Genomic DNA, 15609 nt, shown 5'->3' with positions numbered 1-15609 from the left:
TTTATTTAAATTCTCTTAGTTTTAAAAGGATAGTTAAATGTAAAAAGCTGTCTAATGATGACAGATTGACCGATAATTGAGCTATGAGCCATTCCAGTTTTTTAAAATTTGACAATATGACGTTACACGGGATTGATGAAGATTCTGAACTAATACCTCTGTTGACACCAGAAGATGAGGAGGAAATGAACAAGGAAGACTTACCAGAGACACTTCCAATATTGCCTTTGCGAAACACCGTCTTGTTTCCCGGAGTTGTAATACCAATTACAGCGGGAAGAGATACCTCTATAAATCTAATAAAGGATGCTAATAAAGGATCAAAAGTTATTGGCGTAGTATCTCAAAAAGATGAGGAGACAGAAAACCCAGGGGTAAAGGATATTAATTTATTGGGAACTGTTGCCAGAATTTTGAGGGTGCTGAAGATGCCTGATGGCAATACCACGGTGATAATTCAAGGCAAGAAGCGCTTTGAAGTTGCAGAAGTTCTGACAGAAACCCCTTATTTAACCGCAACGATCCGGGAGGCCGAAGAGGTAAGACCAGAAGCTGAGGACAAAGAGTTTCTGGCGATTATTGATTCCATAAAAGAGATAGCACTTAAAATAATAAGGAACAATCCTAATATTCCAAGTGAGGCTTCGTTTGCCATTAAAAATATTCAGAGTAATTCATTTCTAATCAATTTTGTTTCTTCAAATTTAAATCTGGATGTAAAAGATAAGCAAGAACTTTTAGAAATCGGAAATCTCCGAGAAAGAGCTTTGGCCACCTTAAAGTATATGAATGTTGAATTGCAAAAATTAGAATTGCAAAAGGATATTCAATCCAAAGTTCGAAATGACATGGATCAGCAGCAGCGAGAGTATTTTCTTCATCAACAAATGAAGACTATTCAAGAAGAATTAGGCGGTGTATCCTATGATGAGGAGATAGAAGAGATGCGATCTAGGGCCAGAGATAAAAAATGGGACAACAAAGTAGGTGAACACTTTGATAAGGAACTAGCTAAAATGCAAAGGATGAATCCACAGGTAGCCGAATATTCTATCCAAAGAAATTATTTGGATTTGTTTTTGGATTTACCATGGAATGAATATTCTAAAGATAAATTTGATCTAAAAAGAGCAGAAAAGATACTCAACAGGGATCATTATGGTTTGGAGGACGTAAAGCGAAGAATCATTGAATATTTGGCTGTCCTTAAGTTACGTAATGATATGAAATCACCTATACTCTGTTTATATGGACCTCCTGGAGTGGGCAAAACTTCTTTAGGGAAGTCTGTTGCTGAGGCACTAGGGAGAGAATATATTCGAATGTCTTTAGGTGGCCTTAGAGATGAAGCCGAGATAAGAGGGCATCGAAAAACCTATATTGGCGCAATGCCGGGTAGAATCTTGCAAAGTATTAAAAAAGCAGCTACTTCTAATCCTGTGTTTATTTTGGATGAGATTGATAAATTAAGTTCTAGCCACCAAGGAGATCCGTCATCGGCCATGTTGGAAGTTTTGGATCCGGAACAAAATAGCGAGTTCCATGATAACTTTTTGGAAATGGGTTATGACCTATCTAAAGTGATGTTTATCGCAACCGCAAATAACCTTGGCAGCATTCAACCAGCACTACGGGATAGGATGGAAATAATAAATGTTACGGGGTATACGATTGAAGAAAAGGTAGAAATTGCAAAAAGACATCTCTTGCCGAAGCAGTTAAAAGAGCACGGACTGGGGGCTAAGGATTTGAGAATTGGGAAAAGACAGCTCGAAAAAATTGTAGAAGGTTATACTAGGGAGTCTGGTGTAAGAGGTTTGGAAAAGCAATTGGCAAAGATGGTGCGCTTTGCTGCGAAATCCATAGCTATGGAAGAGGAATACGATATAAAAGTATCTGAAGAGGTAATCGAAAAAGTTTTAGGTCCTGCGCGTTTGGAAAGAGATAAATATGAAAACAACGATGTAGCGGGTGTGGTAACTGGATTAGCTTGGACAAGTGTTGGTGGAGACATTCTCTTTATTGAATCTATCTTATCAAAAGGTAAGGGAAGTCTTAATATAACTGGAAATCTGGGAAAGGTTATGAAAGAATCGGCAACCATTGCCATGGAATATATAAAATCAAATGCAGATAGCTTTGGTATAGACCCGTCCGTATTCGACAAGTATAATGTTCATATCCATGTTCCAGAGGGTGCAACTCCTAAAGATGGTCCAAGTGCCGGGATTACAATGCTTACTTCCTTGGTGTCTTTGTTTGCCCAGAAGAAGGTAAAAAAGAGTCTGGCAATGACTGGAGAAATTACCCTAAGAGGAAAGGTGCTTCCAGTAGGAGGGATTAAGGAGAAAATTCTTGCGGCCAAAAGAGCCCGTATCAAAGAAATAATATTATCCGAAGAAAACAGAAAGGATATAATGGAGATTAAGGAAGCCTATCTCAAAGGATTAACTTTCCATTATGTTACGGAAATGAGCGAGGTAATTAATATAGCAATAACCAATCAGAAGGTTAAAAATGCAAAGAAATTATAGTTTAAATACAGTGCTTTTGAGTAGCTTGCAATGAGGAAATAATACGTTTTTAAAGATTTAAGGGTAGCTCTAAATTAACCAAATGGAAAAAATCACCATAGCCATAGATGGGTATTCTTCTACAGGAAAAAGTACGGTGGCCAAACAATTGGCTAAAGCCCTGGGCTATTTATACGTAGATTCAGGTGCAATGTATAGAGCTATTACGCTATTCGCATTGCGCAATGAGTGCAAGGAGAATAATAGTATAAATAAGGAAAAACTGATAGCATTGCTACAGGAGGTATCTCTGGAGTTTAAATACAATGAACAAAAAGGATATGGCGAAATCTATTTAAACAATGAAAATGTAGAGGGAGAAATAAGAAACATGGAAGTTTCTGAACTTGTTAGCAAGGTTTCGGCAATTCCTGAGGTTCGCGAAAAACTTGTGGCAATTCAGAAGGATTTGGGACATAGCAAAGGTGTGGTAATGGATGGGCGCGATATTGGTACAGTAGTTTTTCCAGATGCCGAGCTCAAGGTATTTATGACAGCTTCTCCCGCAACCAGAGCAGCAAGAAGATATAAAGAATTACTAGAAAAAGGAGAAGAGGTCACTTATAGTGAAATACTAAAAAATGTAGAGGAAAGAGATTATATAGATTCGCATAGAGAAATATCTCCTCTTAGAAGGGCTGAAGACGCTGTTCCTTTTGATAATAGTGATATGGGTCTTTTAGAACAATTTGAGAGAATACATAATTTTGCCACCCAAATTATTGACAAAAAAAAGAACGCCCAATAGGCGCTCTCTTCTAATAAAACTTCAAAAATTTATAAATTCGGAATGACCAACACCTGATCTGGGTGAATCACATCTGGATTACTCAAAATATTAGTATTGGCTTCAAATATTGCGGTATATTTCATAGGGTCTCCATAATACTGCTTGGCTATTTTACTCAAAGATTCTCCGCTTTTTACAGTATGTCTATGGAAAACACTAGAATCTCCAACGGTTATGTTGGCTTTAATATCGGAAGGATTTTCTCCGCCTATTTCCTTTATTTTATCCCAAATAAGGTTTTTCTCATAGGCAGTACCCGCTTCTCCTTTTACCTTTAAGACACCATTTTCTTCAGAAACATCCCCGTTTTTTATTCCTAATTGTTCTCCTAAATTTAGAACTGCCTGATATTTCGATTTTACACTCATTTCTATTGTAATTATGTTTAGTGATTAATAGGTAACAAGGTACAAATTTTTGTCTGTAATTAAGCATTTTAGAAAAGGCTTTTAACTCAATTAAAAGGCTTTATAAGGGGTGTTTTGTAAAACGGAAATTATATTGTATTTTTGCACTCCTTTTTTGCAGATAATCAAGAGGAGAAAGGAAGCTAAATAAAATAACAACTTTTGTGGGAATTGCTAATCTCTTGTAGGTACCACGAAATACAAATTTAAATCAGCAAATGGCTGAAGAAAAACAAACCACGGAAGTAGCAGAAGCTACTGAAGTACAAGTAGAGCAAAAGGTAGAAACACCTAAACAAGATCCACAAGAGTTCTTGAAAAACTTCAACTGGGAGAAATACGAGGAAGGAATTGAAAGAGTAGAAGATTCCAAATTGGAAGAATTTGAAAAGTTGGTTGGAGAAAACTTCGTTGATACTGCAGACGAAGAAGTAGTTCAAGGAACGGTTACGCATCTTACCGATAGAGAGGCTATAATCGATATTAATGCAAAATCGGAAGGTGTTATTTCATTGAATGAGTTCCGTTACAACCCAGGTTTAAAGGTTGGTGACAAAGTAGAGGTGCTTATTGATATACGTGAAGATAAAAGTGGTCAGCTTGTTCTTTCTCATAGAAAAGCCAGAACAATAATGGCTTGGGATAGAGTAAATGCAGCCCATGACAAAGAAGAGGTTGTTACTGGATTTGTAAAATGCAGAACCAAAGGTGGAATGATTGTAGATGTCTTTGGAATTGAAGCCTTCTTACCAGGATCTCAAATTGATGTGAAGCCAATTAGAGACTACGACCAATATGTTGGGAAAAATATGGAATTCAAAGTGGTTAAAATTAACCATGAATTCAAAAATGTGGTCGTTTCTCACAAAGCACTAATCGAGGCTGATATCGAGGAGCAGAAGAAGGAAATAATTAGTCAGCTTGAAAAAGGTCAGGTTCTTGAAGGTGTAGTTAAAAATATTACGTCTTATGGTGTATTCATCGACTTAGGAGGTGTTGACGGATTGGTACACATTACAGATCTTTCTTGGAGTAGAATAAACCATCCAAACGAGGTAGTGGAGCTAGATCAAAAGCTGAACGTAGTTATTTTAGACTTTGATGACAACAAGTCTAGAATTCAACTTGGATTAAAGCAATTAGAAAAACATCCATGGGATGCTTTGGGTGACGAAATTAAAATTGGAGATAAGGTTAAAGGAAAAGTGGTAGTCATTGCCGACTATGGTGCTTTCTTAGAAGTAGCCGAAGGTGTAGAAGGTCTTATACATGTTTCTGAAATGTCTTGGTCTACCCACTTAAGATCTGCGCAAGATTTTGTAAAAGTAGGAGATGAATTAGAGGCTGTTGTATTAACCTTAGACAGAGAAGATCGTAAGATGTCTTTAGGTATTAAGCAACTTACTCCAGATCCATGGACCGATATAACCACAAAATATCCTGTTGGTTCAAGACACAAAGGAATTGTAAGAAACTTTACTAATTTCGGAGTTTTTGTTGAATTAGAAGAGGGTATTGATGGACTTATTTATATTTCTGATTTATCTTGGACTAAGAAAATAAAACACCCATCTGAGTTTGTTGCAGTAGGAGATACTCTGGAAGTGGAAGTACTTGAATTAGATGTAGAAGGACGTAAGTTAAGTCTTGGACACAAGCAAACTACAGAAAATCCTTGGGATAAGTACGAAAAGGAATTTGCGTTAGGAACAGTACACAAAGCTTCAATTTCGGAAATTGTAGACAAAGGAGCAATTATTGAGTTTAACGATGATATTACTGCTTTTGTTCCACAAAGACATATGGAAAAAGAAGACGGTAAGAAGCTGAGCAAAGGCGAAGAAGCTGAGTTTAAAATCATTGAGTTTAACAAGGAATTTAAGCGTGTAGTTGCCAGTCATACTGCTATCTTCAAAGAAGAAGAAGAGCGAAATGTAAAGGCGGCTAAGAAGAAAGCAGCGGTTTCTGCTGATGAATCTAAGCCTACACTTGGTGACGCTAATGAGCAACTTCAGGCTCTGAAGGATAAAATGGAGGCTGCTAAGAAAAAGAAATAATTTCAAAGTAGTATCCTAAATACATTAGGTTAAAGGGCCTTGGTGATAAAACCAAGGCTCTTTTTTTATTCTGTAATGATGGGTATTGCTATTTTGGAACAAAATAGAATATAAAAAATCTGAGCAAGGGTTTAAGGAGAAATCCCTACTTTTGTATTTGAAAAATGAAGGTCTAACAGCACATGAGTCAAAAAGTATTGCTTTCTTCTAAGGAGATTAACATTATACTGCATCGCTTGGCTTGTCAATTATTAGAACATCATTTAGACTTTTCTGAAACAGTATTGCTGGGCATTCAGCCCAGGGGTAGCTTCTTATCCCAAAGACTCACTAAAATTCTTCAAGAAGACTATAAAGTAAATCATATAGATCATGGACTTCTGGATATTACTTTCTATCGTGATGATTTTAGAAGAGGAGAAAAGACTCTGGAGGCTAGTAAAACAAAAATAGATTTTCTTATCGAGGGCAAAAAAGTTGTTCTTATAGACGATGTACTATATACGGGACGCAGTATTAGGGCTGCATTAACTGCAATACAGTCTTTTGGGAGACCAAAAGAAATTGAATTGCTTACGCTAATAGATCGAAGGTTTAGTAGGCACCTACCCATTCAACCAAACTATAGAGGGCGACAGGTAGATGCAATTAACGAAGAAAAAGTTAAGGTTCTTTGGAAAGAGAATGAAGGAAAAGATATAATTTATTTGGTCAATAAATAGAATATGAGTGAATTAAGTGTAAACCACTTGTTGGGAATTAAATATCTAACGGAAGAAGATATTCAACTCATTTTTGAAACCGCAGATCACTTTAAGGAAGTGATAAATAGATCAATAAAGAAGGTGCCATCTTTAAGAGATATCACAATTGCAAACATATTTTTTGAAAGTAGTACAAGAACTAAATTATCATTTGAACTAGCTGAAAAGAGACTATCTGCTGATGTTATAAATTTTTCTGCAGCACAATCATCTGTTAAGAAGGGGGAAACCCTTATCGATACAGTGAATAATATCTTATCCATGAAGGTAGATATGGTAGTGATGAGACATCCAAACCCAGGTGCCGGTATTTTCCTCGCTAGACATGTCAACGCTTCTATCATTAACGCTGGGGATGGCGCTCATGAACACCCAACACAGGCTTTGTTAGACTGCTATTCTATTCGTGAAAAGTTCGGGGATGTGGCCAACAAAAACGTAGTTATTGTTGGGGATATTTTACACTCTAGGGTGGCCTTATCTAATATTTTTGCACTAAAGCTTCTGGGAGCGAAGGTTAAAGTATGTGGCCCTCGCACACTCTTGCCAAAATATATTGAAACCTTAGGTATTGAAATTGAAACAGATCTTCAAAAGGCCCTAGAATGGTGTGATGTGGCGAATATGTTGCGAATTCAAAACGAAAGACTGGATATGAGCTATTTCCCTTCCACAAGAGAATATACACAGCAATTTGGAGTTAATAAAGCCCTTTTATCAGAATTGAACAAAGAAATTGTTATCATGCATCCAGGACCGATTAATCGGGGGGTGGAAATTACAAGTGATGTGGCAGATTCCGAACATTCTATTATCTTAAACCAAGTGGAAAACGGGGTTGCCATTCGGATGGCAGTAATTTACTTGCTAGCATCTAAAATTAAATAGTACATATGAACTTTGATAAAGAAGGCACTATAACTACGGTATCCCAGGAAAAAACTTCTTTATCTCATTTTTTAGACAATTTAAATGATGCCTATGACAGGATTAAGGCAGACCATCTAATTATTGATGTTTTAAATTTTTCAGACTTAAGTTCTGAAGATCTTTTAGAGTTTTTAGAAGTATCTAAAAAACACAGAGCGCAAGGCAAATCATTCGTCATGGTGTCTAATAGCATAAATTATGAAGAGGTTCCGGTTAATTTAAATGTGGCTCCAACAGTGCAAGAAGCAAAAGATATTATTGACCTGGAAGAAATAGAAAGAGACCTCGATCTTTTTTAGTAATTCTTTTTAGATTAAATGAACACTGCCTTAAAAAAGTAAATATACTAAGTTTATACATGAAGTTATCAATTCTTGGTTGCTATGCAGCCACTCCGAGGGCACTTCAGAACCCGAGTGCGCAAGTACTTGAAATTAGGAGTCATGTTTTTCTAATAGACTGTGGAGAGGGTACACAATTGCAACTTAGGAAGAAGGGTATTCGGTTTTCTAGAATACAACATATTTTTATCTCGCATCTTCATGGCGATCATTTTTTTGGTTTGCCAGGACTTATCTCTACATTCAGGCTTTTAGGAAGAGAAAAGGAATTGCATGTTTACGGTCCAAAAGGTATTAAAGAGGTAATTACTATGCTTTTAAAACTTGGTAATTCCTGGACTAACTTCCCCTTAATTTTTCACGAATTAACTACCCTTGATTCCATGGAGGTATTTAATGATGGTTCTGTGGCGGTCAGAACAATTCCATTAGACCATAGAGTTTACACCAATGGATTTCTTTTTAGTGAATTGTCTGAAGAAAGAAAACTCAATGCTTCTGCTGTTGCAAAATATCAAATTGACAAAGCTTATTTTAAAAAGATTAAAAAGGGAATGGCAGTAGAATTAGAAAATGGAGACCTAATTCCGAATACAGAACTCAGTTTTGATCCTCCAAAACCAAAACAATACGCGTACTGTAGCGATACTGCATATTATCCTCAGATTATTCCCTTGCTTAAGAATGTTAATGCCTTATATCATGAGTCAACTTTTTTAGAGGTCGATAGGGAGTTGGCAACAAAAACTAAACATTCTACGGCAAAACAAGCTGCGTCAATTGCCTTAGAAGCGAACGTTGACCTTTTAATCCTTGGGCATTTTTCTACCCGATATAAGGATTGTGATGCATTTAAAAAAGAAGCATCCGAACATTTTAAGGCGGTCTGCCTCGCCAAGGATGGATTAGTGATCGATATTTAAAGGGCGATTGTAGGGAATTTTGCCTTATATAAAGTTGAGATATTCTTTCAATTTTATACATCTTTTCATCAACTTTGTGTAAATACCTAAAAGAGCAAGTGCAATGCAAGGGGATCTTAGTGATAAAAGAAAATCTTATACGAAAAGGGAATTGTTAGAAAGCAATATTTCTGACAACCCTATGCAACTATTTCAGAAATGGTATTATGAAGTAGAATCAGCAGATGGTTTAGAAGAGCCCAACGCTATGACAGTGGCGACTATCGGCTTAGACGGATTTCCGAAGAGTAGGGTAGTACTCTTAAAAAAATATACACACGAAGGTTTTATTTTCTACACCAATTACCAGAGCGAAAAAGGGAGGGCAATTGAAGCAAATCCTAAACTGTGTTTGTCTTTTTTTTGGCATCATTTAGAAAGGCAAATTATAATAAAGGGTAATGCAGAGAAAATTGCTGCAAATCTCTCAGATGGTTATTTTGAATCAAGGCCAGAAGGAAGTAAATTAGGTGCTATTGTATCTAGACAAAGCGAAGTAATCTCGTCGAGAGCAGAATTGGAATCAGGACTTCGAAAATTAGAAAGGGAATATTCCAACAAAGAAATAGAGCGACCGGAAAACTGGGGAGGATATCTTGTTAGGCCGGTTTCTATGGAGTTTTGGCAGGGTAGGCCCAACAGACTTCACGATAGAATTCGGTTTAGTTTACAGAAAGATTATAATTGGAAAATAGAACGACTTGCTCCTTAAAATAAGTAGATATGAAAACTGTAGTGCTTGTCCGGCATGGCAAATCATCCTGGGAATACGAAGTAAGTGACAAAGATAGACCGCTCTTGGAACGCGGGATTCGAGACATACATCTGGTTAGTGAAAGGTATAGTAAGGAGGCAATTAAATTGCAAATGGCCTTTTCAAGCCCAGCCAACAGAGCACTGCACACCTGCATGATATTTCTGCGGAATACGGGTTTTTCATTAACTGATTTGGAGATTACAGATGCGCTTTATGATTTTTCAGGGGAAAGCGTAAAGCATTTTGTTCGGAGTCTGGATGATAGTTTGGAAGAAGTAGTTCTTTTTGGGCATAATTATGCATTTACTTCAATTGCAAATGATTGGGGAGATCAAATTATAGAAAATGTCCCGACCAGTGGTTTGGTAGAATTGAAATTTGAAACTACGAAATGGAACCAAATAGAAAAAGGAGTAACGTCTAAAATTCTTATTCCTAAACAGTTGCGGAGATGATAAAAGCGAAAAATCGTTACATAAATAGGGAGATTAGTTGGCTCCGTTTTAATGAAAGAGTTTTACAGGAGAGTGCGGATAAGAATGTGCCCTTAATTGAACGTCTGAGATTTTTAGGAATTTTCTCTAACAATCTAGACGAGTTCTTTAAAGTGCGATACGCAACGGTAAAACGGATTGTTTTAGCAGGAAAAAAGGGTAAAAGTGCCTTAGGAGGTGAGAAGGCTAAAGACTTGTTAGCTGAGATTACACAAATCGTAATTGAACAACAAAAGAAGAGTCTGGAAATACATGCCGATATTGAGAAGGAACTAGAACAAGAAGGTATATTTTTAATAAATGAAAGAGAAGTCTCAGAGGCCCAGGGCGAATTCTTAAATAAGTACTTTTTAAATAATGTGAGTGCTCAACTCATGACTATTATTTTAAATGATTTAAATGAGTTTCCCTTACTGAAAGATACAGAGGCTTATCTAGCCGTTAAACTAATCTTAAAACCTTCGGTAGACAAAATTGAAAAAGATATCCAGTTAAATAAGGTGCATAAGCGCTATGCCTTAATAGAAATTCCTAAGAGTATCGATCGCTTTGTAGTACTGCCTCCGCAGAATAATAATAACTATATAATTATCCTGGATGATTTAATTAGGTATTGTTTAAATAAGGTATTCACAATGTTCGAGTACGAATCAATATCGGCCCATATGATAAAGATAACTCGAGATGCTGAGTTAGATATAGACAATGATCTCAGTAAAACTTTTATCGAAAAAATTTCTTCCAGTGTTGAAGGAAGGAAGATAAGCGATCCTGTTAGATTCGTTTACGATAAAAATATCGAGCCAGATACCCTGAAGTTTCTAAAGAACAAAATGGGAATAGAAGATACAGATTCTGTAATTCCCGGAGGACGGTATCACAATAGACGAGACTATATGGGTTTTCCAAGTCTTGGAAGAACCGACTTGATGTATGATAAAATTACCCCTTTGCCAATAAAAAACCTTGGATTAGAGGGTAGTATTCTAGATAGTATTGCTAAAAAAGACTACCTCTTATATGCACCTTATCATACCTATTCTTACGTAATTAAATTTTTAAGAGAAGCGGCAATAGACCCTAAAGTTAGATCTATAAAAATTACAGTATATCGCTTGGCCAAAGATTCACAGGTAGCGGCGTCTTTAATCAATGCTGTAAAAAATGGGAAGCAGGTAATTATGCAAATTGAATTACGAGCGCGATTTGACGAGAGGGCGAACATTAATTATGCAGAGGAATTACAGGCGGAAGGTGTAACACTTATTTTTGGGGTACCTGGTTTAAAAGTACACAGTAAGATTTGTGTTATTGAAAGGGAGGAAGCCGACGAAATTAAAAGATATGGTTTTATTAGTACGGGAAATTTCAATGAATCTACCGCCAAGATTTATACGGATTATACCTTGTTTACCTCCAACGAGGCCATTTTAAAAGAATTAAAAATTGTATTTGATTTTTTTACCACATCTTATAAGATATACAAATACAAGCATTTGGTTGTTTCACCGCACTACACCAAGAGCCTATTTCTTAAACTAATAGACAAAGAAATTGGTTATGCGAACCAAGGAAAAAAGGCTTTTATTAAAATAAAAATGAATAGTTTTACTTCCTACAAAATGGTTGATAAACTATACGAAGCTAGTCAGGCCGGGGTAAAAATTCAATTAATAATACGAGGGGTTTGTTGCCTTATCCCAGGTATGGAAGGGGTTAGTGAGAATATTGAAGCAATAAGTATAGTGGACAAGTTTCTAGAGCACCCACGTGTGTTTATTTTTGGGAATGATGGAAATTCTAAAGTCTATATTTCTTCTGCAGACTGGATGACGAGAAATTTAGACAATAGGGTAGAGGTAGGTTGTCCTATTTATGACGAAGATATTAAACAAGAATTGATAGATACCTTTGAAATATCCTGGAAGGATAATGTAAAAGCCAGGGTTTTTAATGAAGAACAGAATAATGCATACCGCAGGAATAACGAGCCTAAACTGAGATCTCAATTTAAAATGTACGATTATTATTTAGAGCAATTAAACAAAGAATAATAGATTGCTAAGAATTAGGACTAGCCATGCACAGTTTCTTTTTTGCTTAGATTTTTCATAATCTCTGCTTCAAATACTAAAAGTGCCTGCCATTTTTTATCCACCTCTTCTTTGTTTCCATATTGCCTAGCGAATTTTAAAAACATGGTATAGTGGCCAGCTTCACTTACCATAAGACGATGGTAAAAATCTGCTAGTTCTTTATCCTCAAGTTCCTCAGATAATAACCTGAAACGCTCACAACTTCTGGCTTCGATCAAAGCTGCATAAAGCAGTCGATGAACTAATTGGGTAGTTCTACTTCCACCTTTTGGAAAAAACTTTAATAAGGCAATGGCATATTCATCTTTGCGGTGCCTACCAAGTTCTTTTCCTCTAGCCAAGATTCTATCGTGAACCATTTTAAAATGTCCCATCTCTTCACGTGAAAGAGCGATCATTTCTTTAACTAAATCTGTGTATTCCGGAAAACTTACAATCAGAGATATTGCTGTACTCGCGGCTTTTTGTTCGCAATAGGCGTGATCCGTTAGAATTTCATCAATATTTTTTTCTACAATATTTACCCATCGTGGATCGGTAGGGAGCTTAAGACCTAACATACTTTTTTTTGCTAAGGTAAAAAGAAGCCGTTAAACCGAAATGTTTTCCTTACAACTATATCAGAACAATTGTTTAAGAAATTTGATGTTATCTTAATATATTTGTAATGTACGGGTAGCGTCTTATGAGGTACAGGTTAAATAGTAAGAAAATATATGCAGTATAGATCTAGAGGGGAGAAACTCAGTAGTATTTTAAATAAGAACCTCTCGGTAGAAACCCAACAATGGTACCATGAGAAGGTATCTCAAATAATAGAAAAAAAATCAGCTAAAGATCTCTATTTATTTTATAGTCTTTTAAGACGCGAAATTCCTAAAGATAGCATTCTTGTAAACTCTCTTTCTAAAGAAGACCAAGAAATTATTCATCTAGAGAAAATAAATCTTTTAGAGTTGAGCAGAATCGTGGTTCTGATTAAAATACTTCTAGCGGATGAGAGCTTTTTTTCATCCAAAGTGTCTAAGCTGATTGAAGTGGCAGATACTTCTGAGTTAGAGGCATTTCTTAAATATCTTGTCTACATTCCTAATCCTTCTACTTATAGGAGCGTAGGTGTAGAGGCTTTAAGAACTAATATTGAAACTATTTTTTGTGCCATCGCCTTAAACAATCCTTATCCTTCTTCATATTTTAATGACCAGCAATGGAACCAAATGTATTTGAAGGCTGCATTTATGCAACTGGATTTGTCAAAAATTCTCGACATAGATAAACGTTCTAATAGAGATTTAACGAGAATCATATCAGATTATGCCCATGAACGCTGGGCTGCTTCGAGAAAAATAGATCCATATTTTTGGAGGCCCGTAAGTGGTTTTATGGAAGCAATAGTATTAGGAGATATGAAACATCTTTTGCAGAGTGAAGACAAGGCAGAAAATTATGCAGCGGCTCTCTGTTGTTTAAATTCTGAAAGCCCGGATGCCTTAGAACTACTAGATAAATATCCGGAAATAAAAAAAGAAATTTCAAGTAAATCCATAAGCTGGAATAATCTAAAGACTGTATTATGAATGACAAAATGATGATCATAGACCCACATGTACACATGACTTCGAGAACTACTGATGATTACGAGGCTATGGCAGCAGCCGGTGTAGTTGCCGTAATTGAGCCATCGTTTTGGCTGGGTCAGCCCAGGACACAGGTAGGTTCTTTCCAAGATTATTTTAGCAGCCTTGTGGGATGGGAGCCTTTTAGAGCCAGCCAGTTTGGGATAAAGCATTATTGCACAATAGGTCTCAATTCAAAAGAAGCGAATAATGAGGCTCTGGCAGAGCAAGTTATTGAGCTGTTACCTTTGTACTTGCATAAAGAAAATGTTGTGGCTATTGGTGAGATTGGTTATGATGACCAGACTCCTGCTGAAGACAAGTATTTTAGAGCACAATTAGAAATGGCTAAAGAGCTAAACATGACGGTGCAAGTTCATACACCACATCGGGATAAAAAATCAGGGACTATTAAAAGCATGGAAGTTTGTTTAGAACATCAATTAGATCCAGGTAATGTCATTATTGATCACAATAATGAAGAGACGGTTAAAGAGGTTTTAGACCGAGGTTTTATTGCTGCTTTTACTATTTATCCTAAAACAAAAATGGGTAATGAACGAATGGTAGAAGTGGTTAGAAAGTTTGGTAGTGATAATATTATTGTAGATAGCTCGGCAGACTGGGGTGTAAGTGACCCTTTGGCGGTGCCAAAAACTGCGGCCTTAATGTTGAAAAAAGGTATTGCAAAAGAAGATGTAATAAAGACATGTTATCAAAATGCACTCGATGCTTTTAGCAAGAATGGTAATATGAAAGAAGCTCATTGGTTAGAGGCAAAAGGAATAAATCAGTCGGTGCTTTATAATGATAACAGTGTTCTTCGTGGGCAGGAACCCAGGATTGACACGGATGAAATTAAATAGATGGGAAGAGTCATCCATGGTCTATTAAGACTCTGCCGTCCGGCTAATCTTCCTACGGCTATGGCAGATATATTTGCCGGAGCCGCTATTGCCGGCCTAGGCATTAGCGATATTTTGGAAGGTCCGGGTCTTTCGCAGCAGGGATTTAGCTTTTTAGTTTTATTGCTTTCTTCAACAGTACTCTATGCTGGAGGAGTAGTTCTAAATGATGTTTTTGATTATAAGATTGACTTAGTTGAAAGACCAGAGCGTCCTATTCCTCAGGGAATGGTGTCTGTTGAGCTAGCTACCGTGACTGGGGTATTGTTACTCGTTTTTGGCATTGTGTTAGCTTTTTTCGTAGCTACGACAGCTGGAATAGTAGCTGCAGGCTTGGCAAGTGCCATTCTTGTTTATGATGGATTTACGAAAAAGCACGATTTTTTAGGACCATTGACAATGGGGGTTTGCAGGGCCCTTAATTTGATTTTGGGAATGGCTATTTGGGGCCAAATGGATTCCTGGTGGTTTGGGATTATTCCTTTGCTCTACATATTTGCCATTACCTTAATAAGTCGAGGTGAGGTCCACGGTAAAAATAAAAGTAATATTATTAAGGCTGCCTTTATATACGCTGTGGTGATTTTTCTCGTTCTCATATCAATTGCGTTACATAAAGTAGAGATGGAGAGCCCAGGAGGTGAGGGTTTTGATTCCTTTTCTATTTTAGATAATTGGAGTATGTTATTGTGCCTTGGTCTTTTTGGTTTTCTCAATATGACTTCCCTAATTAAGGCGTTTAGAAGGAATACTCCTCTAAATATTAAGAAAGCGGTGATTACAGGAGTATTATCTATAATTGTTTTAGATGCTACCTTTGTAATGGCCTTTGACACTTGGATGTTTGGTCTGATTGTTTTACTATTGTTGCCGCTCTCCGTGGTATTGTCTAAAATTTTCGCAGTTACTTAAATTGT

Annotated in this window: 15 protein-coding genes; 13 read left to right on the top strand and 2 right to left on the bottom strand. The window is 36.6% G+C overall.

The genetic code is table 11. From position 1 onward, the window contains the following. Positions 1-116 precede the first annotated feature (116 nt). Together lon and cmk are read left to right on the top strand one after the other, a co-directional pair. Positions 117-2534: an endopeptidase La gene (gene lon, locus PXG98_RS11175; protein WP_420909567.1), complete on the top strand. Its 2418-nt coding sequence runs from the start codon at positions 117-119 to the stop codon at positions 2532-2534. 82 nt (positions 2535-2616) lie between these two features. Beyond that, entirely contained in the window at positions 2617-3321 is a 705-nt protein-coding gene (gene cmk / locus PXG98_RS11170) for a (d)CMP kinase (protein WP_276391124.1), read from the top strand. Positions 3322-3350: 29 nt separating this feature from the next. Here the strand turns inward: cmk and PXG98_RS11165 are convergent, their stop codons facing one another. Further along, entirely contained in the window at positions 3351-3731 is a 381-nt protein-coding gene (locus PXG98_RS11165; RefSeq protein ID WP_276391123.1) for a LysM peptidoglycan-binding domain-containing protein, read from the bottom strand. Between the two features lie 257 nt (positions 3732-3988). Here PXG98_RS11165 and rpsA point away from each other — a divergent pair, with 257 nt between their 5' ends. The 8 genes from rpsA to ppk1 all read left to right on the top strand — a co-directional run bounded on the left by rpsA (position 3989) and on the right by ppk1 (position 12129). After that, positions 3989-5827: a 30S ribosomal protein S1 gene (rpsA, locus tag PXG98_RS11160; protein ID WP_276391122.1), complete on the top strand. Its 1839-nt coding sequence runs from the start codon at positions 3989-3991 to the stop codon at positions 5825-5827. Between the two features lie 182 nt (positions 5828-6009). After that, positions 6010-6549 (top strand): bifunctional pyr operon transcriptional regulator/uracil phosphoribosyltransferase PyrR, encoded by a 540-nt coding sequence (gene pyrR / locus PXG98_RS11155; RefSeq protein ID WP_276391121.1) that lies wholly within the window; start codon positions 6010-6012, stop codon positions 6547-6549. A gap of 3 nt (positions 6550-6552) precedes the next feature. Continuing rightward, positions 6553-7479, top strand: a complete 927-nt coding sequence (locus PXG98_RS11150) for an aspartate carbamoyltransferase catalytic subunit (RefSeq protein WP_276391119.1) — start codon at positions 6553-6555, stop codon at positions 7477-7479. Positions 7480-7484: 5 nt separating this feature from the next. After that, complete coding sequence (locus PXG98_RS11145; protein ID WP_276391117.1) at positions 7485-7820, top strand: ribonuclease Z; 336 nt, start codon at positions 7485-7487, stop codon at positions 7818-7820. Between the two features lie 59 nt (positions 7821-7879). Continuing rightward, the gene (locus PXG98_RS11140) at positions 7880-8785 is read left to right on the top strand and encodes a ribonuclease Z (RefSeq protein WP_276391116.1); all 906 of its coding nucleotides are present in this window, start codon (positions 7880-7882) and stop codon (positions 8783-8785) included. A 103-nt stretch (positions 8786-8888) separates the two neighbouring features. Continuing rightward, the gene (pdxH, locus tag PXG98_RS11135; protein WP_276391114.1) at positions 8889-9536 is read left to right on the top strand and encodes a pyridoxamine 5'-phosphate oxidase; all 648 of its coding nucleotides are present in this window, start codon (positions 8889-8891) and stop codon (positions 9534-9536) included. 11 nt (positions 9537-9547) lie between these two features. Further along, positions 9548-10036: a SixA phosphatase family protein gene (locus PXG98_RS11130; protein WP_276391112.1), complete on the top strand. Its 489-nt coding sequence runs from the start codon at positions 9548-9550 to the stop codon at positions 10034-10036. Then, positions 10033-12129: a polyphosphate kinase 1 gene (gene ppk1 / locus PXG98_RS11125; RefSeq protein WP_276391110.1), complete on the top strand. Its 2097-nt coding sequence runs from the start codon at positions 10033-10035 to the stop codon at positions 12127-12129. Before PXG98_RS11130 ends, ppk1 begins: the two co-directional genes overlap by 4 nt. A 20-nt stretch (positions 12130-12149) precedes the next feature. Here the strand turns inward: ppk1 and PXG98_RS11120 are convergent, their stop codons facing one another. Then, positions 12150-12731 (bottom strand): MiaE family protein, encoded by a 582-nt coding sequence (locus tag PXG98_RS11120; RefSeq protein ID WP_276391108.1) that lies wholly within the window; start codon positions 12729-12731, stop codon positions 12150-12152. 156 nt (positions 12732-12887) lie between these two features. Here PXG98_RS11120 and PXG98_RS11115 point away from each other — a divergent pair, with 156 nt between their 5' ends. Genes PXG98_RS11115 through eboC form a run of 3 tightly spaced genes read left to right on the top strand, consistent with a single transcriptional unit; the run spans position 12888 to position 15604 of the window. After that, positions 12888-13748 carry an EboA domain-containing protein gene (locus tag PXG98_RS11115; RefSeq protein WP_276391107.1) on the top strand — a complete coding sequence of 287 codons (861 nt, stop codon included), beginning with the start codon at positions 12888-12890 and terminating at the stop codon, positions 13746-13748. Next, positions 13745-14653: a TatD family hydrolase gene (locus PXG98_RS11110; protein ID WP_276391106.1), complete on the top strand. Its 909-nt coding sequence runs from the start codon at positions 13745-13747 to the stop codon at positions 14651-14653. The genes PXG98_RS11115 and PXG98_RS11110 overlap by 4 nt, the downstream gene beginning before the upstream one ends. Then, a complete protein-coding gene (eboC, locus tag PXG98_RS11105; protein WP_276391104.1) occupies positions 14654-15604 on the top strand; it encodes a UbiA-like protein EboC in 951 nt (316 codons plus the stop codon). Positions 15605-15609: the final 5 nt, after the last annotated feature.

Origin of the sequence: Eudoraea chungangensis (genome assembly GCF_029360665.1) — a bacterium.
Lineage (GTDB): Bacteria > Bacteroidota > Bacteroidia > Flavobacteriales > Flavobacteriaceae > Eudoraea > Eudoraea chungangensis.
Note: the sequence above shows the minus strand (reverse complement) of the source record. Positions and strands in the feature narration are given on the sequence as shown.